Annotated in this window: 11 protein-coding genes; 4 read left to right on the plus strand and 7 right to left on the minus strand. The window is 64.9% G+C overall.

Features of this window, described 5'->3' with window-relative positions; translation table 11 throughout:
- The first annotated feature begins 6 nt into the window (after nucleotides 1-6).
- Complete coding sequence (infB, locus tag KZZ07_RS00835) at nucleotides 7-2511, plus strand: translation initiation factor IF-2 (protein ID WP_219510590.1); 2505 nt, start codon at nucleotides 7-9, stop codon at nucleotides 2509-2511.
- A gap of 107 nt (nucleotides 2512-2618) precedes the next feature.
- Here the strand turns inward: infB and KZZ07_RS27560 are convergent, their stop codons facing one another.
- The 4 genes from KZZ07_RS27560 to KZZ07_RS00850 all read right to left on the minus strand — a co-directional run bounded on the left by KZZ07_RS27560 (nucleotide 2619) and on the right by KZZ07_RS00850 (nucleotide 5517).
- Nucleotides 2619-2741 carry a hypothetical protein gene (locus KZZ07_RS27560; protein ID WP_255564089.1) on the minus strand — a complete coding sequence of 41 codons (123 nt, stop codon included), beginning with the start codon at nucleotides 2739-2741 and terminating at the stop codon, nucleotides 2619-2621.
- Between the two features lie 178 nt (nucleotides 2742-2919).
- Entirely contained in the window at nucleotides 2920-3318 is a 399-nt protein-coding gene (mutT, locus tag KZZ07_RS00840) for an 8-oxo-dGTP diphosphatase MutT (protein WP_219510592.1), read from the minus strand.
- Nucleotides 3319-3422: 104 nt separating this feature from the next.
- Nucleotides 3423-4640, minus strand: a complete 1218-nt coding sequence (gene argJ, locus KZZ07_RS00845) for a bifunctional glutamate N-acetyltransferase/amino-acid acetyltransferase ArgJ (RefSeq protein WP_219510601.1) — start codon at nucleotides 4638-4640, stop codon at nucleotides 3423-3425.
- Between the two features lie 4 nt (nucleotides 4641-4644).
- A complete protein-coding gene (locus tag KZZ07_RS00850; RefSeq protein ID WP_219510603.1) occupies nucleotides 4645-5517 on the minus strand; it encodes a peptidylprolyl isomerase in 873 nt (290 codons plus the stop codon).
- 175 nt (nucleotides 5518-5692) lie between these two features.
- Between KZZ07_RS00850 and secA the strand changes: the two genes are divergently transcribed.
- The 3 genes from secA to KZZ07_RS00865 all read left to right on the plus strand — a co-directional run bounded on the left by secA (nucleotide 5693) and on the right by KZZ07_RS00865 (nucleotide 11103).
- Nucleotides 5693-8425, plus strand: coding sequence for a preprotein translocase subunit SecA (secA, locus tag KZZ07_RS00855; RefSeq protein WP_219510620.1), 2733 nt, complete (start codon nucleotides 5693-5695; stop codon nucleotides 8423-8425).
- A 128-nt stretch (nucleotides 8426-8553) separates the two neighbouring features.
- Complete coding sequence (locus KZZ07_RS00860; RefSeq protein ID WP_219510622.1) at nucleotides 8554-9528, plus strand: translocase; 975 nt, start codon at nucleotides 8554-8556, stop codon at nucleotides 9526-9528.
- Nucleotides 9529-9549: 21 nt separating this feature from the next.
- Nucleotides 9550-11103, plus strand: coding sequence for a substrate-binding domain-containing protein (locus KZZ07_RS00865; protein ID WP_219510624.1), 1554 nt, complete (start codon nucleotides 9550-9552; stop codon nucleotides 11101-11103).
- A 12-nt stretch (nucleotides 11104-11115) separates the two neighbouring features.
- On the opposite strand, the gene radC is transcribed toward KZZ07_RS00865, so the two are convergent.
- The 3 genes from radC to dnaK form a co-directional block, all read right to left on the minus strand.
- Nucleotides 11116-11880, minus strand: a complete 765-nt coding sequence (gene radC, locus KZZ07_RS00870) for a RadC family protein (protein ID WP_219510626.1) — start codon at nucleotides 11878-11880, stop codon at nucleotides 11116-11118.
- 210 nt (nucleotides 11881-12090) lie between these two features.
- A complete protein-coding gene (gene dnaJ / locus KZZ07_RS00875; RefSeq protein WP_219510629.1) occupies nucleotides 12091-13239 on the minus strand; it encodes a molecular chaperone DnaJ in 1149 nt (382 codons plus the stop codon).
- Nucleotides 13240-13320: 81 nt separating this feature from the next.
- Entirely contained in the window at nucleotides 13321-15240 is a 1920-nt protein-coding gene (gene dnaK, locus KZZ07_RS00880; RefSeq protein WP_219510640.1) for a molecular chaperone DnaK, read from the minus strand.
- Nucleotides 15241-15358 lie beyond the last annotated feature (118 nt).

Consider the following 15358-nt stretch of genomic DNA (forward strand, 5'->3'; position numbering starts at 1 on the left):
AGCTTTATGAGCGATAACGACGGCAAAAAGACATTGGGTGTACGTGGCGGAGCCCGATCGGGCAGTGTGAAGCAGAGCTTCAGCCACGGGCGCACAAAGAACGTCGTGGTGGAGACCAAGCGTAAGCGGGTCGTCGTACCGAAACCCGGCGCCGGTGGCGGTGCGGGCGGCGGCAAAGGCGGCCAGGTCGGCGGATCGGGTGGCAAGCGCCCGGCCGGCATCTCTGACGCTGAAATGGAACGCCGCCTGAAGGCACTGCAGGCCGCAAAGGCCCGCGAGGTCGAGGAAGCCGCCAAGCGCGAAGCCGAGGAAAAGGCCCGCGCCGAAGAGCGTGAGCGCCTCCGCGCCGAAAAGGAACAGAAAGAGCGCGAACAGCGCGAAGCCGAGGAAGCGCTGAAGCGCAAGGCCGAGGAAGAAGAGCGCAAGAAGCGCGAGGCGGAAGACGCGGCCAAGGCCGCCGCCGTCGCCGCCGCTCAGCCTGCGCCCAAGGCCGACGACCAGGCCCGCGCCAAGCCCAAGAAGGACGACGCGCCGCGCCGCGCCGCGCCCAACGACCGCGAGGACCAGAAGGGTGGTCGCGGTGGTCGTGGCCGTGGTGGCGACGGTGGCCGCCGTTCGGGCAAGCTGACCCTGAACCAGGCACTCTCCGGTGGCGAAGGCGGCCGGCAGAAATCCCTGGCCGCGATGAAGCGGAAACAGGAACGCGCCCGCCAGAAGGCGATGGGCGGCCAGCAGTCCCGCGAGAAGGTGACGCGCGACGTCAAACTGCCCGAGGCGATCACGGTGGCCGAACTGGCCAACCGGATGGCCGAACGGGTGGGCGACGTCGTCAAGGCGCTGATGAACAGCGGCATCATGGCGACTCAGAACCAGTCGATCGACGCCGACACCGCGGAACTGATCATCGAGGAATTCGGCCACCGCGTGCAGCGCGTGTCCGATGCCGATGTCGAGGACGTCATCAAGGAGGTCGAGGACAAGCCCGAAGACCTGCAGTCGCGTCCCCCTGTCATCACGATCATGGGCCACGTCGACCACGGCAAGACCTCGCTTCTGGACGCGATCCGGGATGCCAAGGTGACTGCTGGCGAAGCGGGCGGGATCACCCAGCACATCGGCGCCTACCAGGTGACAACCGACAGCGGTGCCGTGCTGAGCTTCCTCGACACGCCGGGCCACGCGGCCTTTACCTCGATGCGTTCGCGCGGGGCACAGGTGACGGATATCGTCGTTCTGGTCGTGGCCGCGGATGACGCGGTGATGCCGCAGACCGTCGAGGCCATCAACCACGCCAAGGCGGCCGGTGTCCCGATGATCGTGGCGATCAACAAGGTCGACAAGCCATCGGCCAACCCGACCAAGGTGCGCACCGACCTGCTGCAGCACGAGGTGATCGTCGAGGAACTGTCCGGTGACGTGCAGGACGTCGAGGTTTCGGCCCATACCGGCCAGGGCCTGGACGAACTGCTGGAAGCCATTGCGCTGCAGGCCGAGATCCTGGAACTGAAGGCGAACCCGAACCGGGCCGCCGAAGGGGCCGTGATCGAAGCACAGCTGGACGTGGGCCGCGGTCCCGTGGCCACCGTTCTGGTGCAGAACGGGACACTGCGCCAAGGCGACGTCTTTGTCGTCGGCGAGCAGTACGGCAAGGTCCGCGCGCTGATCAACGACAAGGGCGACCGCGTCAAGGAAGCCGGTCCCTCGGTGCCTGTCGAGGTTCTGGGCCTGAACGGCACACCCGAAGCGGGCGACGTGCTGAACGTGACCGAGACCGAGGCGCAGGCGCGTGAAATCGCCGAGTACCGCGCCAACCTGGCCAAGGAAAAGCGTGCCGCGGCGGGTGCCGCCACCACGCTGGACCAGCTGCTGCAGAAGGCCAAGGAAGACGAGAACGTCAGCGAGCTGCCGGTCATCGTCAAGGCGGACGTGCAGGGCTCGTCCGAGGCCATCGTGCAGGCCCTGGAAAAGGTCGGCAACGACGAGGTCCGCGTGCGGGTCATCCACTATGGCGTGGGTGCCATCACCGAAACGGACGTCGGCCTTGCAGAGGCCTCTGGCTGTCCGGTGATCGGCTTTAACGTGCGTGCCAATGCGCCCGCCCGTAACGCCGCCAACCAGAAGGGCGTGGAGATCCGCTACTACTCGGTGATCTACGACCTCGTGGACGACGTGAAGGCGGCGGCCTCGGGCCTGCTGTCGAACGAGGTCCGCGAGAACTTCATCGGCTATGCCAAGATCAAGGAGGTCTTCAAGGTCTCCAACGTCGGCAAGGTGGCGGGCTGTCTCGTCACCGAGGGCGTTGCCCGCCGGTCCGCCGGTGTGCGCCTGCTGCGTGACGACGTGGTGATCCACGAAGGCACGCTGAAAACGCTCAAGCGTTTCAAGGACGAGGTTGCCGAAGTGCAATCCGGCCAGGAATGCGGCATGGCGTTCGAGAACTACGACGACATTCGTCCCGACGATGTCATCGAGATCTTCGAGCGCCAGGAAATCGAGCGGTCGCTGGACTGATCCGGCCCCTCGAGCTAAACCGCAAACACAAAAAGACCCCCGGATCGGGGGTCTTTTCATGTCAACTGGATGAAAACCGGGGGCCGTTCCCGCCGTCCCCGGTGATGTCAGGCAGGGCGACCGGTATAGATTTGCTGGCCGACACGGACCGAGATGCGCCCGTCGGGAAGGGTCTTTTCCAGCAGGCCCTGAACGGACACACAACTGCCGATCACGATTGTCTTGAGCATGACACTCCTCCGGTTGTCACAATTTTGCCAAAATTACACCGGGGCCGTTAACAATTCCATAATCCCTTCGTCTATCATCCACGATATGACGCCCAAATTACGGGCACTCGCGCTGAAAGCGCGGGCAACCGGGCTGTTGCCCGCGCCGTCTGTCCGGAAAAAGGTCAGCAGGGCTTGCCTAAAGCCAATCCCTCAGAATCGGGATCAGGGGCACATCGGCAGGCGGCATCGGGTAGTCGCGCAGATCCTGCTTGCGCACCCATTTCAGCGCCTGACCTTCGTTCGACTGCGGAATCCCGCCCCATTTGCGGCAGGCAAAGAGCGGCATCAGCAGGTGGAAATCGTCATAGCTGTGCGAGGCGAAGGTCAGCGGTGCAAGGCAACTGGACCAGGTTTCGATCCCCAGTTCCTCGTGCAGTTCGCGAATCAGCGCAGCCTCGGGCGTTTCGCCCGGTTCGACCTTGCCACCGGGAAACTCCCAGAGGCCGGCCATGCTCTTGCCCTTGGGTCGCTGGGCCAGCAGGACGCGACCGTCAGCGTCGATCAGGGCGACAGCGGAGACGAGAATGATCTTCATGACGGGGCCTGTTCTGGCTGGCGAGGGAGGGAGCGAGGGGCCAGCCCCTCGCGCTCCCCGGAGGTATTTTCAGCCCAAAGAAACCAAGGGCCGCGACGGAAAGGTCAGGACCGGTAGTCCGCGTTGATCTGGATGTAGCCGTGGGTCAGGTCGCAAGTCCAGACGGTGGCCTGCCCGGCGCCGAGGCCGATATCGACGTTGATGTCGATTTCCTGCCCCTTGAAATAGGTGGCGCCATCCTCTTCGCGGTAGCTTTCGGCGACCCAGCCTTCGCTGGCGACCAGGATGTCGCCAAAGCGGATTGTCAGCTTGTCCCGATCGGCGGCGGCGCCGCTCTTGCCCACGGCCATCACGATGCGGCCCCAGTTCGGATCCTCACCGGCGAGCGCGGTCTTGACCAGCGGCGAATTGGCGATGGACAGGGCATGGGCGCGGGCATCGGCATCCGAGGCCGCGCCGGAGACATGCACGGTGACGAATTTCGTCGCCCCCTCACCGTCGCGGACAACCTGGTGCGCCAGGTCCAGCATCACGTTGTAGAGCGCCTGGGTGAAGTCGGCGTTCCAGGTCACATCGACCCCCGACGCCCCGGTCGCCGCCACCAGCAGCGTGTCCGAGGTCGAGGTGTCGCTGTCCACGGTGATGTTGTTGAAGGTCTTGGCGTTGAGTTCCGACACCAGCCCCTGCAGATCTGCCCGGCCGATGCGCGCGTCGGTGAAGATGTAGACCAGCATCGTCGCCATGTCGGGCGCGATCATGCCCGACCCCTTGGCGATCCCGGCAATCCGCACCGGTTTGCCATCGACGTCGATTTCCGCCGTCGCCGCCTTGGGGAAGGTGTCGGTGGTCATGATGGCGCGGGCGGCATCGGCCATGCCGTCGGACGACAGGGCGCCGTGCAGCTCGTCCAGCTTGGCGGTGATGCGATCATGCGGCAGACGTTCACCGATCACGCCGGTGGACGAGGTAAAGACGCGCGACGCGGGCAGGCCGGTGCCTGTCGCCACGGCCTCGCAAATGGCGGCGACAGAACCCTCACCGGCCTTGCCGGTAAAGGCGTTGGAGTTGCCCGAGTTGACGATGATGGCCGCGCCTTCGGCGCTGTCCGCGCCGATCTTGGCCTGGCAATCCAGCACGTTGGCCGACCGCGTGGCCGAGCGGGTAAAGACCCCGGCCACCACGCTGCCGGGGTCGAGCAGCGCCAGCATCACGTCCGGGCGGCCCTTGTAGCGCACCCCGGCCTCGGCGATGGCGAACCTTGCGCCCCCGATGACCGGGAGCGCGGGAAAGTCTGCGGGTGCAAGCGGAGACCGGGGCGGCATGGGCTTACTCCGACAGCAGGCCGAGGTTGTTCAGGACGGATGTGTCGATTTCCGTGAAATCGAGCCGCGTCACCTCACCTGCCTCGGCCTGTGCTTCGATGTAGGCCTGAACCGCGTCCTGCTTGAGCTTCTGCTCGATCGCGGGACGGACCTCTTCCAGCGCCGGGGCATCCATTGTCCGGGTCTCGTTCAGGGTGATGACGTGCCAGCCATAGCGCGTCTGCACCGGGTCCGAGACAGCGCCCGGCTCCATCTCGGCGACCGCGTCCTCAAACGCCTTGAGCATGCGGCCCTTGCCGAACCAACCCAGCGAACCGCCGTTCGGACCGGTCGGGCCGGTGGAGTTGGCGCGCGCCAGTTCCGCGAAATCGGCGCCGTCGGCCAGTTCCTGGACCAGTTCCTTGGCCTTTTCCTCGGTCTCGACCAGGATGTGCGAGGCGTTGTATTCGACGCCCAGGTCGGCATCGACATAGTCGGCCTTGTAGGCGGCCTCGACGGCCTCTTCGGTCACGGCACCGTCGGCGACGGCCTGCATCGCCTCGGCCGCCAGCAGTTCGCGCTTTTCATTGTCCAGCGCCAGCTGCACGCGGTAGGTTTCCTCACTCTTGTCGGACTGGGCCAGGGTTTCATACTGGATCAGCCGTTCCAGCAGGCCTTCCCAGAGCTGGTCGGTCGGCGACTGCTGGAACCGCTCGGGCAGCGAGGCGCGCGCCATCAGCATGTGACCGAAGGTGATGTCCGTGCCATTGACGGTGGCGACAACGGTGTCGATCGTGATCTCGGCCGGCTTGTCGGCGTCGGCGTCCTGCGCCGCGACCGGCAGCGCAAGGGTCAGGGCGACCGCCGCAGCCGACAGTTTCATGAGGGTTTTCGACATCGGTTCTTCCTCTTGATTCGGTGCCGCGTCCCTGGGCGGCGTTGACACTCTACAGCCGTCCCCTTACATGCCCGAAAGGCTCTGCGAGGCCGGTCTTTTCGTTCCGTCATATGGCTCATGTGCGAGGCGGGCAAGCAGATGCCGCACTTGACGCTGGAAACAGGTACATCAGACCATGCTTGGAAAAATCGCGCGTAAGGTATTCGGCACCCCGAATGACCGTAAGATCAAGGCCACACGCCCGCTGGTGGAAAAGATCAACGCGCTGGAGCCGGAGTTCGAGAAGCTCGACGACGCCGATCTGATCGCCAAGACCCAGGAGTTCAAGGAGCGCATCGCCAACGGCGAAAAGCTGGACGACCTTCTGCCAGAGGCCTTTGCCAATTGCCGCGAGGCCGCCAAGCGGGCGCTGGGCCTGCGCGCCTTCGACGTGCAGCTGATGGGCGGGATCTTCCTGCACCAGGGCAACATCGCCGAAATGAAGACCGGTGAGGGCAAGACGCTGGTCGCGACCTTCCCCGCCTACCTCAACGCGCTGACGGGCCGGGGCGTGCATATCGTCACCGTCAACGACTATCTCGCCAAGCGTGACGCCGAATGGATGAGCAACGTCTACGGCGCCTTGGGCATGTCGACCGGCGTGGTCTACCCGCGCCAGCCCGACGATGAAAAGAAACAGGCCTATGCCTGCGACATCACCTACGCGACGAACAACGAGCTGGGTTTTGACTACCTGCGCGACAACATGAAGTCCGAGCTGGACCAGATGTTCCAGCGCGATCACTATTATGCCATCGTCGACGAGGTGGACTCGATCCTGATCGACGAGGCCCGGACGCCGCTGATCATCTCGGGCCCCTCCGACGACCGGTCCGAACTGTACCAGGCCATCGACAAGCTGATTCCCGAACTCTCGGAGGATCACTACACGGTCGACGAAAAGACCAGGAACGTCACCTTTACCGACGAGGGCAACGAGTACCTGGAACAGATGTTGCAGGCGCATGAGCTGCTGGAAGAGGGCCGGAGCCTCTACGACCCGGAAAGCACCACCGTCGTGCATCACGTCAACCAGGCGATTCGGGCGCACAAGCTGTTCACCAGGGACAAGGATTACATCGTCCGCGACGGCGAGGTCGTGCTGATCGACGAATTCACCGGCCGGATGATGGCCGGGCGGCGCCTGTCGGACGGGTTGCACCAGGCGATCGAATCCAAGGAAGGCTGCGAGATCCAGCCCGAGAACGTGACACTGGCCAGCGTGACCTTCCAGAACTACTTCCGCCTGTATGAGAAACTGTCGGGCATGACCGGCACCGCCTCGACCGAGGCCGAGGAATTCGGCCAGATCTATGGCCTGGGCGTGGTCGAAGTGCCCACAAACCTGCCGATTGCCCGGATCGACGAGGACGACGCCGTCTATCGCACCGGCACCGAGAAATACGCCGCCATCGTCGAGGAAATCCGCAAGGCGCATGAAAAGGGCCAGCCGGTCCTTGTCGGCACCACCTCGATCGAGAAATCCGAAATGCTGAGCATGATGCTCAAGCAGGCGGGTCTGCCGCACAACGTCCTGAACGCGCGCCAGCACGAGCAGGAGGCGCAGATCGTCGCCGACGCCGGCAAGCTGGGCGCGATCACCATCGCCACGAACATGGCCGGGCGCGGCACCGACATCAAGCTGGGCGGCAACGTGGACTTTCAGGTAATGGAAGCCATCGCCGCCAACCCCGAGCGTCACCCCGACGAGATCCGCGCCGAGATCGAGGCACAGCACGACGCCGACGAACAGGCCGTCAAGGAGGCCGGCGGGCTTTTTGTCCTGGCCACCGAGCGCCACGAATCGCGCCGCATCGATAACCAGCTGCGGGGCCGTTCGGGCCGTCAGGGTGACCCGGGGCGGTCGTCCTTCTTCCTGAGCCTGGAAGACGACCTGATGCGCATCTTCGGCTCGGAGCGGCTGGAAAAGGTGCTGTCGGGCCTGGGCATGAAGGAAGGCGAGGCCATCGTTCACCCCTGGGTGAACAAGTCGCTGGAACGCGCGCAGGCCAAGGTCGAGGGGCGCAACTTCGACATCCGCAAGCAGCTGTTGAAGTTCGACGATGTGATGAACGACCAGCGGAAGGTGATCTTCAGCCAACGCCGCGAGATCATGGAATCGCAGGACGTCAGCGAGATCACCACCGACATGCGTCACGAGGTGATCGAGGAACTGGTGGATGTCTATGCCCCGCCCAAGGCCTATGCCGACCAGTGGGACATGACCGGTTTGTACGCCGCCGTGCTGGAAAAGCTGGGCATGGACCTGCCGATCATCGGCTGGGCCGACGAGGACGGCGTCGATCAGGACGTGATCCGCGAGCGGCTCGAAGAGGCCAGCGACGAGATGATGGCCGAAAAGACCGAGGCCTTTGGCCCGGACACCATGCGCCAGATCGAAAAGCAGGTGCTGCTGCAGACCATCGACGGCAAGTGGCGCGAACACCTGCTGACGCTGGAACACCTGCGCTCGGTCGTGGGGTTCCGTGGCTATGCCCAGCGCGACCCGCTGAACGAATACAAGAACGAATCCTTCCAGCTGTTCCAGAACATGCTGGACGGCCTGCGCGAGACTGTGACCGAGCAGCTCAGCAAGGTGCGCCCGATGTCCGAAGAGGAACAGCAGGCGATGATCGCCGAGATGCGCCGCCAGCAGGAAGAGATGCAGCGCCAGATGGACCGCGCCGCCGCAAGCGCCGCCCCGGCGCCCTCTGCCGCCGTTCCCGCGGGCGATGCCCCGGCGCCCGAAGCCCTGGCCGAGGGGTTCGACGAGAACAACCCCGAAACCTGGGGCAACCCGGGCCGCAACGACGCCTGCCCCTGCGGATCGGGCAAGAAGTTCAAGCATTGCCACGGTCGGCTCAGCTGACCCCGCGTGGCGGCCCCTGTCGGGCCGCCCGCCCGATTAAGGCCTCAATGACTCCGCCTGCGTGCCCAATGCGCGCCATGTTTACCTTTCATCCTGCAGGGTGAGAACAAAGGACAGGAGTCTTCATCATGGCCCGGCTTTCCAGCTATTTCCTCGGCGGTGCGACGCTGGTTTGCGCGCTCGGAACCGGCTACGTGATGCAATACGGCTTTGCCCTGCCGCAGTTCGGCGGCAAGGCACCTGAGACCAGGCTGGAAATCTCCGAGATCACCCAGACCTCTTCGGCGGTTGTCCTGCCGATGATCCCGGTGGACCGCCCGCCCGAGGCACAGCTGCCCGAGACAGCCGTGGTGGTCAAGGCGGCGGCAGAGGTCGACCTCCCCGAGGCCGATCTGCCCCAGGCACCCGCGGAAACCGGGTTTTCCTGCGACATGACGATGACCGCGACACCGACGGCGGGCGCGCTTGTCGACGTGGAACTGATCGCCCCCTGCCGCGCCAGCGAACGGGTGACGATCCACCACCAGGGCATGATGTTCACCGAGGTGATGCAGCCGGACGGTTCGCTTTCCGTTTCGGTGCCCGCGCTGGCAGAAAAGGCCGTCTTCATCGCCAGCTTTGCCAGCGGCGAAGGCACGCTGGCCCGCACCGACGTCAGCTCTCTGCCTTTCTACGACCGTGTCGTCGTCCAATGGAAAGGCGAGGCCGGGCTGCAACTGCATGCCCGCGAATTCGAGGCCGGCTATTTCACCGAAGGGCACATCTGGGCCGCCCATGCCGGCAACCTGACCGCCGCCGCCAAGGGCGAGGGCGGCTTCCTGACCCGTATGGGCCACGCGGACACACCCGAGGCGCTGGTCGCCGAGGTCTATTCCTTCCCCGCCGGGACCGCCAAGCGCGGCGGAGAGATCCTGCTTTCGGTCGAGGCCGAGGTGACGGCAGGCAACTGCGACACCCAGGTCGAGGCGCAGACGCTGGAAATCCGCGACGGCGGCGATCTGCGCGCCCGCGACCTGACGCTGCAGATGCCCTCCTGCGAGGTCCTGGGCGACTTTCTGGTGTTGAAAAACCTTGTCGAAGACCTGAGTATCGCCGCCAGATGACAGGCGGGTGACGGGGACTTCATGTCGATCAGTCGTGCGGCGGTATTCGCCGCACTTTTCATTTTCATGCAGGCCGGTTTCGCCCTGGCGCAGGACATCACGCTGAAATCGCGCGATGGCAGCATCGCCCTGTCGGGCACGCTGCTGGGGTTCGACGGCGAGTTCTACCGGATCGAGACGCGCTTTGGCGAATTGACCGTGGATGGCTCGGGCGTGACCTGCACCGGCGTCGGCTGTCCCTCCCTGACCGACTATGTCGCAGAGGTGACGATTTCCGGCTCCGCCAGTGTCGGCCACGGGCTGATGCCTGCCCTGGTCGAAGGCTTTGCCGCCCGCAGCGGGTTGCAGGCAGAGCGCATCGGAACCGCCAAAGGAACGGTCTATGCCCTGCGCAAACCGGGCGGGCGTGTCCTGGGGCGTTTCACCTTTCGCGTTACCAACACCGACAGCGGTTTTGCCGACCTTCTGGCGGATGAGGCCGACATCGTCATGGCCCTGCGCGAGATCCGCCCCGAAGAGGCCGCGCGCGCCCGCGCGGCGGGTCTGGGCGACCTGACGGCGCCGAACCGCTCTCGCGTGCTGGCGCTGGATGCGGCGGTGCCAATCGTCTCGCCCCGAAATCCGGTTGACCGGCTGTCGATCTCGCAACTGGTCGATGTACTCTCCGGACAAATCACCAACTGGGCCGACCTCGGCGGTCCGGATGCGCCGATTACCCTGCACCTGCGGGGCGAAGGATCGGGCATGGTTCAGGGGCTGCAGGACAGGCTGCTGCGCCCCGCGCGCCTTGACCTGGTCAAGGCCGCCCGGCGCCACGACAGCAACACCGCGCTTGTCCGGGCCGTGGCGGGCGATCCCTTCGGGTTGGGGCTTGCCAGCTATGCCGAGACGGGCGTGACCCGTCCTTTGGCGCTGGTGGGGGCTTGCGGCTTTACCCTGCGGGCCGCGCGGCGCAGCATCAAGACCGAGGACTACCCGCTGACCGCGCCGATGTTCCTTTACATCCCCGCGCGCCGCCTGCCCAAGCTGGCCCGCGATTTCCTGGTCTATGCGCACGGGTCGTCGGCCCAGATCACGATCCGCGAGGCCGGATTCATCGACCAGGCCCCCGAGGAGGTTGCGCTGGACCTGCAGGGCGACCGCCTGGCCAATGCCATCGCCGTGGCGGAGGGCACAGAGGGGCTGTCGGCCTTGCAGGACATGGTGGCGACGCTGGGTCCGATGCGGCGCCTGACGACCACCTTCCGGTTCGAGACCGGATCAACCAAGCTGGATGCGCAGTCGCGGTCCAACGTCCTGGCGCTGGCCCGCGCGCTGGAGGCCGGCGGCCACGACGGTCGGGAGCTGGTCTTTGTCGGGTTCTCGGACGGGGTCGGACCGGCCGCGGCCAATCTCGACATCGCGCGACGACGGGCCGAGGCGGTGCGCTCAGCGGTGGAGGCTGCCGCGGAAACGGCCGACCTGGATCGCGTGCAGATCAGCGCGCGCGCTTTTGGCGAGGCCCTGCCGATGGCCTGCGACGACAGCGCCTGGGGGCGCCAGGTGAACCGGCGCGTCGAGGTCTGGGTCCGGTGATCCCGCGCAGCGTCAGAGCAACCCTTCGCTGCGGAAGCTCAACTCTCGCGATTTTCCGATCACAAGGTGATCGTGCAGCGTGATGCCCAGCGCATCGGCGGCCACCTGTATCTGCGCAGTCATGTCGATATCCGCCTGGCTGGGCGTGGGGTCGCCCGACGGGTGGTTGTGTACCAGGATCAGCGCCGAGGCGTTAAGCTCCAGCGACCGTTTCACCACCTCGCGCGGGTAGACGGGCACATGATCGACCGTGCCGCGCGCCTGCGGCTCGTCGGCGATCAAAACGTTCTTGCGGTCGAGAAACAGGATGCGGAACTGTTCGGTATCGCGATGGGACATGGTGGTCTGGCAATAGTCGATCAACGCGTCCCAACTGCTGACCACCTGTTTGCGCAGGACCCGCGAGCGCGCCAGCCTATGCGCCGCCGCCTCGACGATCTTGAGTTCCGTCACGACGGCTTCGCCGACGCCGTTGACTTCTTTCAGGCGATGCAGGGGCGCCGAGACGACACCGTTGAAATCCCCGAAGGTTTCCAGCAACAGCCGCGCCAGAGGCTTGACGTCCCGCCTAGGAATAGCCCGGAACAGCACAAGCTCCATCAGCTCATAATCCGGCAGGGCCTCGGCGCCGCCGATCAGGAACCGTTCGCGCAGGCGCGCTCGGTGGTCCCGGATATAGGACGGCAGCTTTTGCGCGCCCGGACCGGGCCGGGCAAGTGCCTCGTCATGATCGAAGAGGGCAGCCTGGGAATCGGAGAAATGCGGGCCTCGGGTCATGTCCGACATCCTGGCCCGCTTCGGTGAACAGAGAGTTAACGCGTCATCCAAGGGGGGAGGGTCAAGGCGCTTCAAAGCGCCTTGCACGCGATTTCGAAATCGCGTGAAGCCCGTTCCAACGGGCTTTTCCACCCTCGGCCCAGGGTTTCGCCCGTGATCTGACCGTAACCTCCACTGGAGGTTACGCCGCGCGATGCGCGGTGAGTCAGATCACCCCTTCATCGAATCCCAGAAATTCTTCACCGAGGTGAAGAAACTGTGCGATTCCGGGTTGTTGTCCTCGGCCAGCGATTCGAACTCGCGCAGGAGCTCCTTTTGCTTCGAGGTCAGGTTCACCGGGGTCTCCACCGCCAGTTCGATGAACATGTCGCCACTTGCGCCGCCGCGCAGGGCGGGCATGCCCTTGCCACGCAGGCGCATCTGGCGGCCAGACTGGCTGCCCGAAGGGATCTTGACCCGGCTGCGGCCACCGTCGATCGTCGGCACCTCGATGTCGCCGCCCAGCGCCGCCACGGTCATGGCAACCGGCACGCGGCAATGCAATTCGGCGCCGTCACGTTCGAAGATCTTGTGCGGCTCGACCTCGATGAAGATGTAGAGGTCGCCCGGAGGACCACCGCGCATCCCGGCCTCACCTTCGCCTGCAAGGCGAATGCGCGTGCCGGTTTCGACGCCCGCGGGGATATTCACCGACAGGGCGCGTTCCTTTTGCACCCGGCCTGCGCCGCCACAGGAGTTGCAGGGGTTCTTGATGATCTGGCCCAGGCCCGAACAGGTCGGACAGGTCCGTTCGACCGTAAAGAACCCTTGCGTCGCGCGCACCTTGCCCAGGCCCGAACAGGTCGGGCAAGTGGTCGGTTCCGCCCCGCCTTCGGCGCCGGAGCCCTGGCATTCGTCACATTGGATCGAAGTCGGCACCTTGATGGTCTTTTGCAGACCGTTGTACGCCTCTTCCAGCGTCACGCGCAGGTTGTAGCGCAGGTCGGCGCCGCGCGCGGCGCGCTGGCGCCCGCCCTGGCGGCCTCCCATGAAATCGCCGAAGAGATCGTCGAAAACGTCGGAAAAGGCGCTGGCGAAATCGGCATTGCCGCCCCCCATGCCGCCGCCGGGACGCGGGCCGCCGCCCATGCCGCCTTCGAAGGCCGCGTGACCGAAGCGGTCATAGGCCGCCTTCTTGTCGGCATCCTTCAGGACGTCATAGGCCTCGTTGGCCTCCTTGAACTGCGATTCGGCCTCCGGGTTGTCGGCGTTGCGGTCCGGGTGCAGCTCCTTGGCCTTCTTGCGGTAGGCTTTCTTGATCTCGTCTGCCGTGGCACCGCGCGCGAGGCCGAGTACGTCGTAATAGTCTCGTTTGGACATGGTCGTCCTCCTCGTTGCGGAACGTCATGGGGCCGGCCCGGTGTCCGGACCGGCCCCAGATTGGTTCCGAGGGCGCTGGCCTCAGGCCCGCTTGTTGTCGTCGAGATCCTCGAAATCCGCATCGACGATGTCGTCGTCGCCCGGACCCGCGGCGTCATCGGCGGCCTCGGGGGCATCGCCGCCCTCATCGGCCTGCGCCTTGTAGATCGCCTCGCCCAGCTTCATCGCGGCCTCGGTGACGTTCTGGATGCCGCTTTTCAGCTTTTCGGCAGGCACATCGTCCTTTTCGAGGTCATCCTTGAGCGCGGCCACGGCCAGTTCGATCGCCTCGACGGTCGAGGGGTCGACCTTGTCGCCATGCTCCTCGATCGACTTCTCGGTCGAGTGGATGAGGCTTTCGGCCTGGTTGCGGGCCTCGACCAGCTCCTTGCGGGCCTTGTCGGCGTCGGCGTTCTCTTCCGCTTCCTTGACCATGCGCTCGATGTCGTCGTCCGACAGACCGCCCGATGCCTGGATGGTGATCTTCTGCTCCTTGTTGGTGCCCTTGTCCTTGGCACCGACAGAGACGATGCCGTTGGCATCGATGTCGAAGGTCACCTCGATCTGCGGCATGCCGCGCGGCGCCGGCGGGATTTCCTCGAGGTTGAACTGGCCCAGCATCTTGTTGTCCGAGGCCATCTCGCGCTCACCCTGGAAGACGCGGATCGTCACGGCCGACTGGTTGTCCTCGGCGGTGGAGAAGATCTGCGACTTCTTGGTCGGGATCGTGGTGTTGCGGTCGATCAGGCGGGTAAAGACCCCGCCCAGCGTTTCGATACCCAGCGACAGCGGAGTCACGTCCAGCAGCACGACGTCCTTGACGTCGCCCTGCAGAACACCGGCCTGAATGGCGGCGCCCATGGCGACCACTTCGTCCGGGTTCACACCCTTGTGCGGCTCCTTGCCGAAGAACTTGGTCACTTCTTCCATGACCTTCGGCATCCGGGTCTGACCGCCGACCAGAACGACCTCATCGATCTCGTCCTTGGAGATGCCGGCATCCTTGAGCGCGGCCTGGCAGGGCTTGATCGAGTTCTTGATCAGGTCGCCGACGAGGCTTTCCAGCTTGGCGCGGGTCAGCTTCATCACCATGTGAAGCGGCTGGCCGTTGGCTCCCATCGAGATGAACGGCTGGTTGATCTCGGTCTGGGTGGCCGAGGACAGTTCGATCTTGGCCTTTTCCGCCGCCTCTTTCAGGCGCTGCAGGGCCATCTTGTCCTTGGTCAGGTCGACCTGGTGCTCTTTCTTGAACTCGTCCGCCAGGTAGTTGACGATCCGCATGTCGAAGTCTTCGCCGCCCAGGAAGGTGTCACCGTTGGTCGACTTGACCTCGAACAGGCCGTCGTCGATTTCCAGGATGGTCACGTCGAAGGTACCGCCGCCAAGGTCATAGACCGCGATGGTTTTCGCGTCCTTCTTGTCGAGACCATAGGCCAGCGCGGCGGCCGTCGGCTCGTTGATGATGCGCAGCACTTCGAGGCCGGCGATCTTGCCGGCGTCCTTGGTGGCCTGACGCTGGGCGTCGTTGAAGTAGGCCGGGACGGTGATGACCGCCTGGGTCACTTCCTCGCCAAGATAGCTCTCGGCGGTTTCCTTCATCTTGCCGAGGATGAAGGCCGAAACCTGCGAGGGCGAGTATTTCTCGCCACGGGTTTCAACCCAGGCGTCACCATTGCCGCCATCGATGATCGTGTAGGGGACAATGTCCTTGTCCTTGGTAACCTCGGGGTCACCGACACGGCGGCCGATCAGGCGCTTGACCGCGAAGACGGTGTTTTCCGGGTTGGTCACGGCCTGCCGCTTGGCGGGTTGGCCGACCAGTCGCTCATCTTCGGTGAAGGCGACAATGGAGGGGGTGGTGCGTGCACCTTCGGCGTTTTCGATCACGCGGGCCTGGGAGCCATCCATGATAGCCACGCAGGAGTTTGTGGTGCCGAGGTCGATACCGATCACTTTACCCATGTTTCGATCCCTTTCATTCTCAAGGCGATGTCACGAGGCGACGGACCCGTTACGGCATCCAGCCCCGTATGTTGGTCGCTGGGCACGCTGTAAGGGGCGTGCCCGGCGTTCGGAGGAC

The sequence above is a fragment of the Mameliella sp. CS4 genome (assembly GCF_019392335.1).
In the GTDB taxonomy this organism is placed as follows: Bacteria; Pseudomonadota; Alphaproteobacteria; order Rhodobacterales; family Rhodobacteraceae; genus Antarctobacter.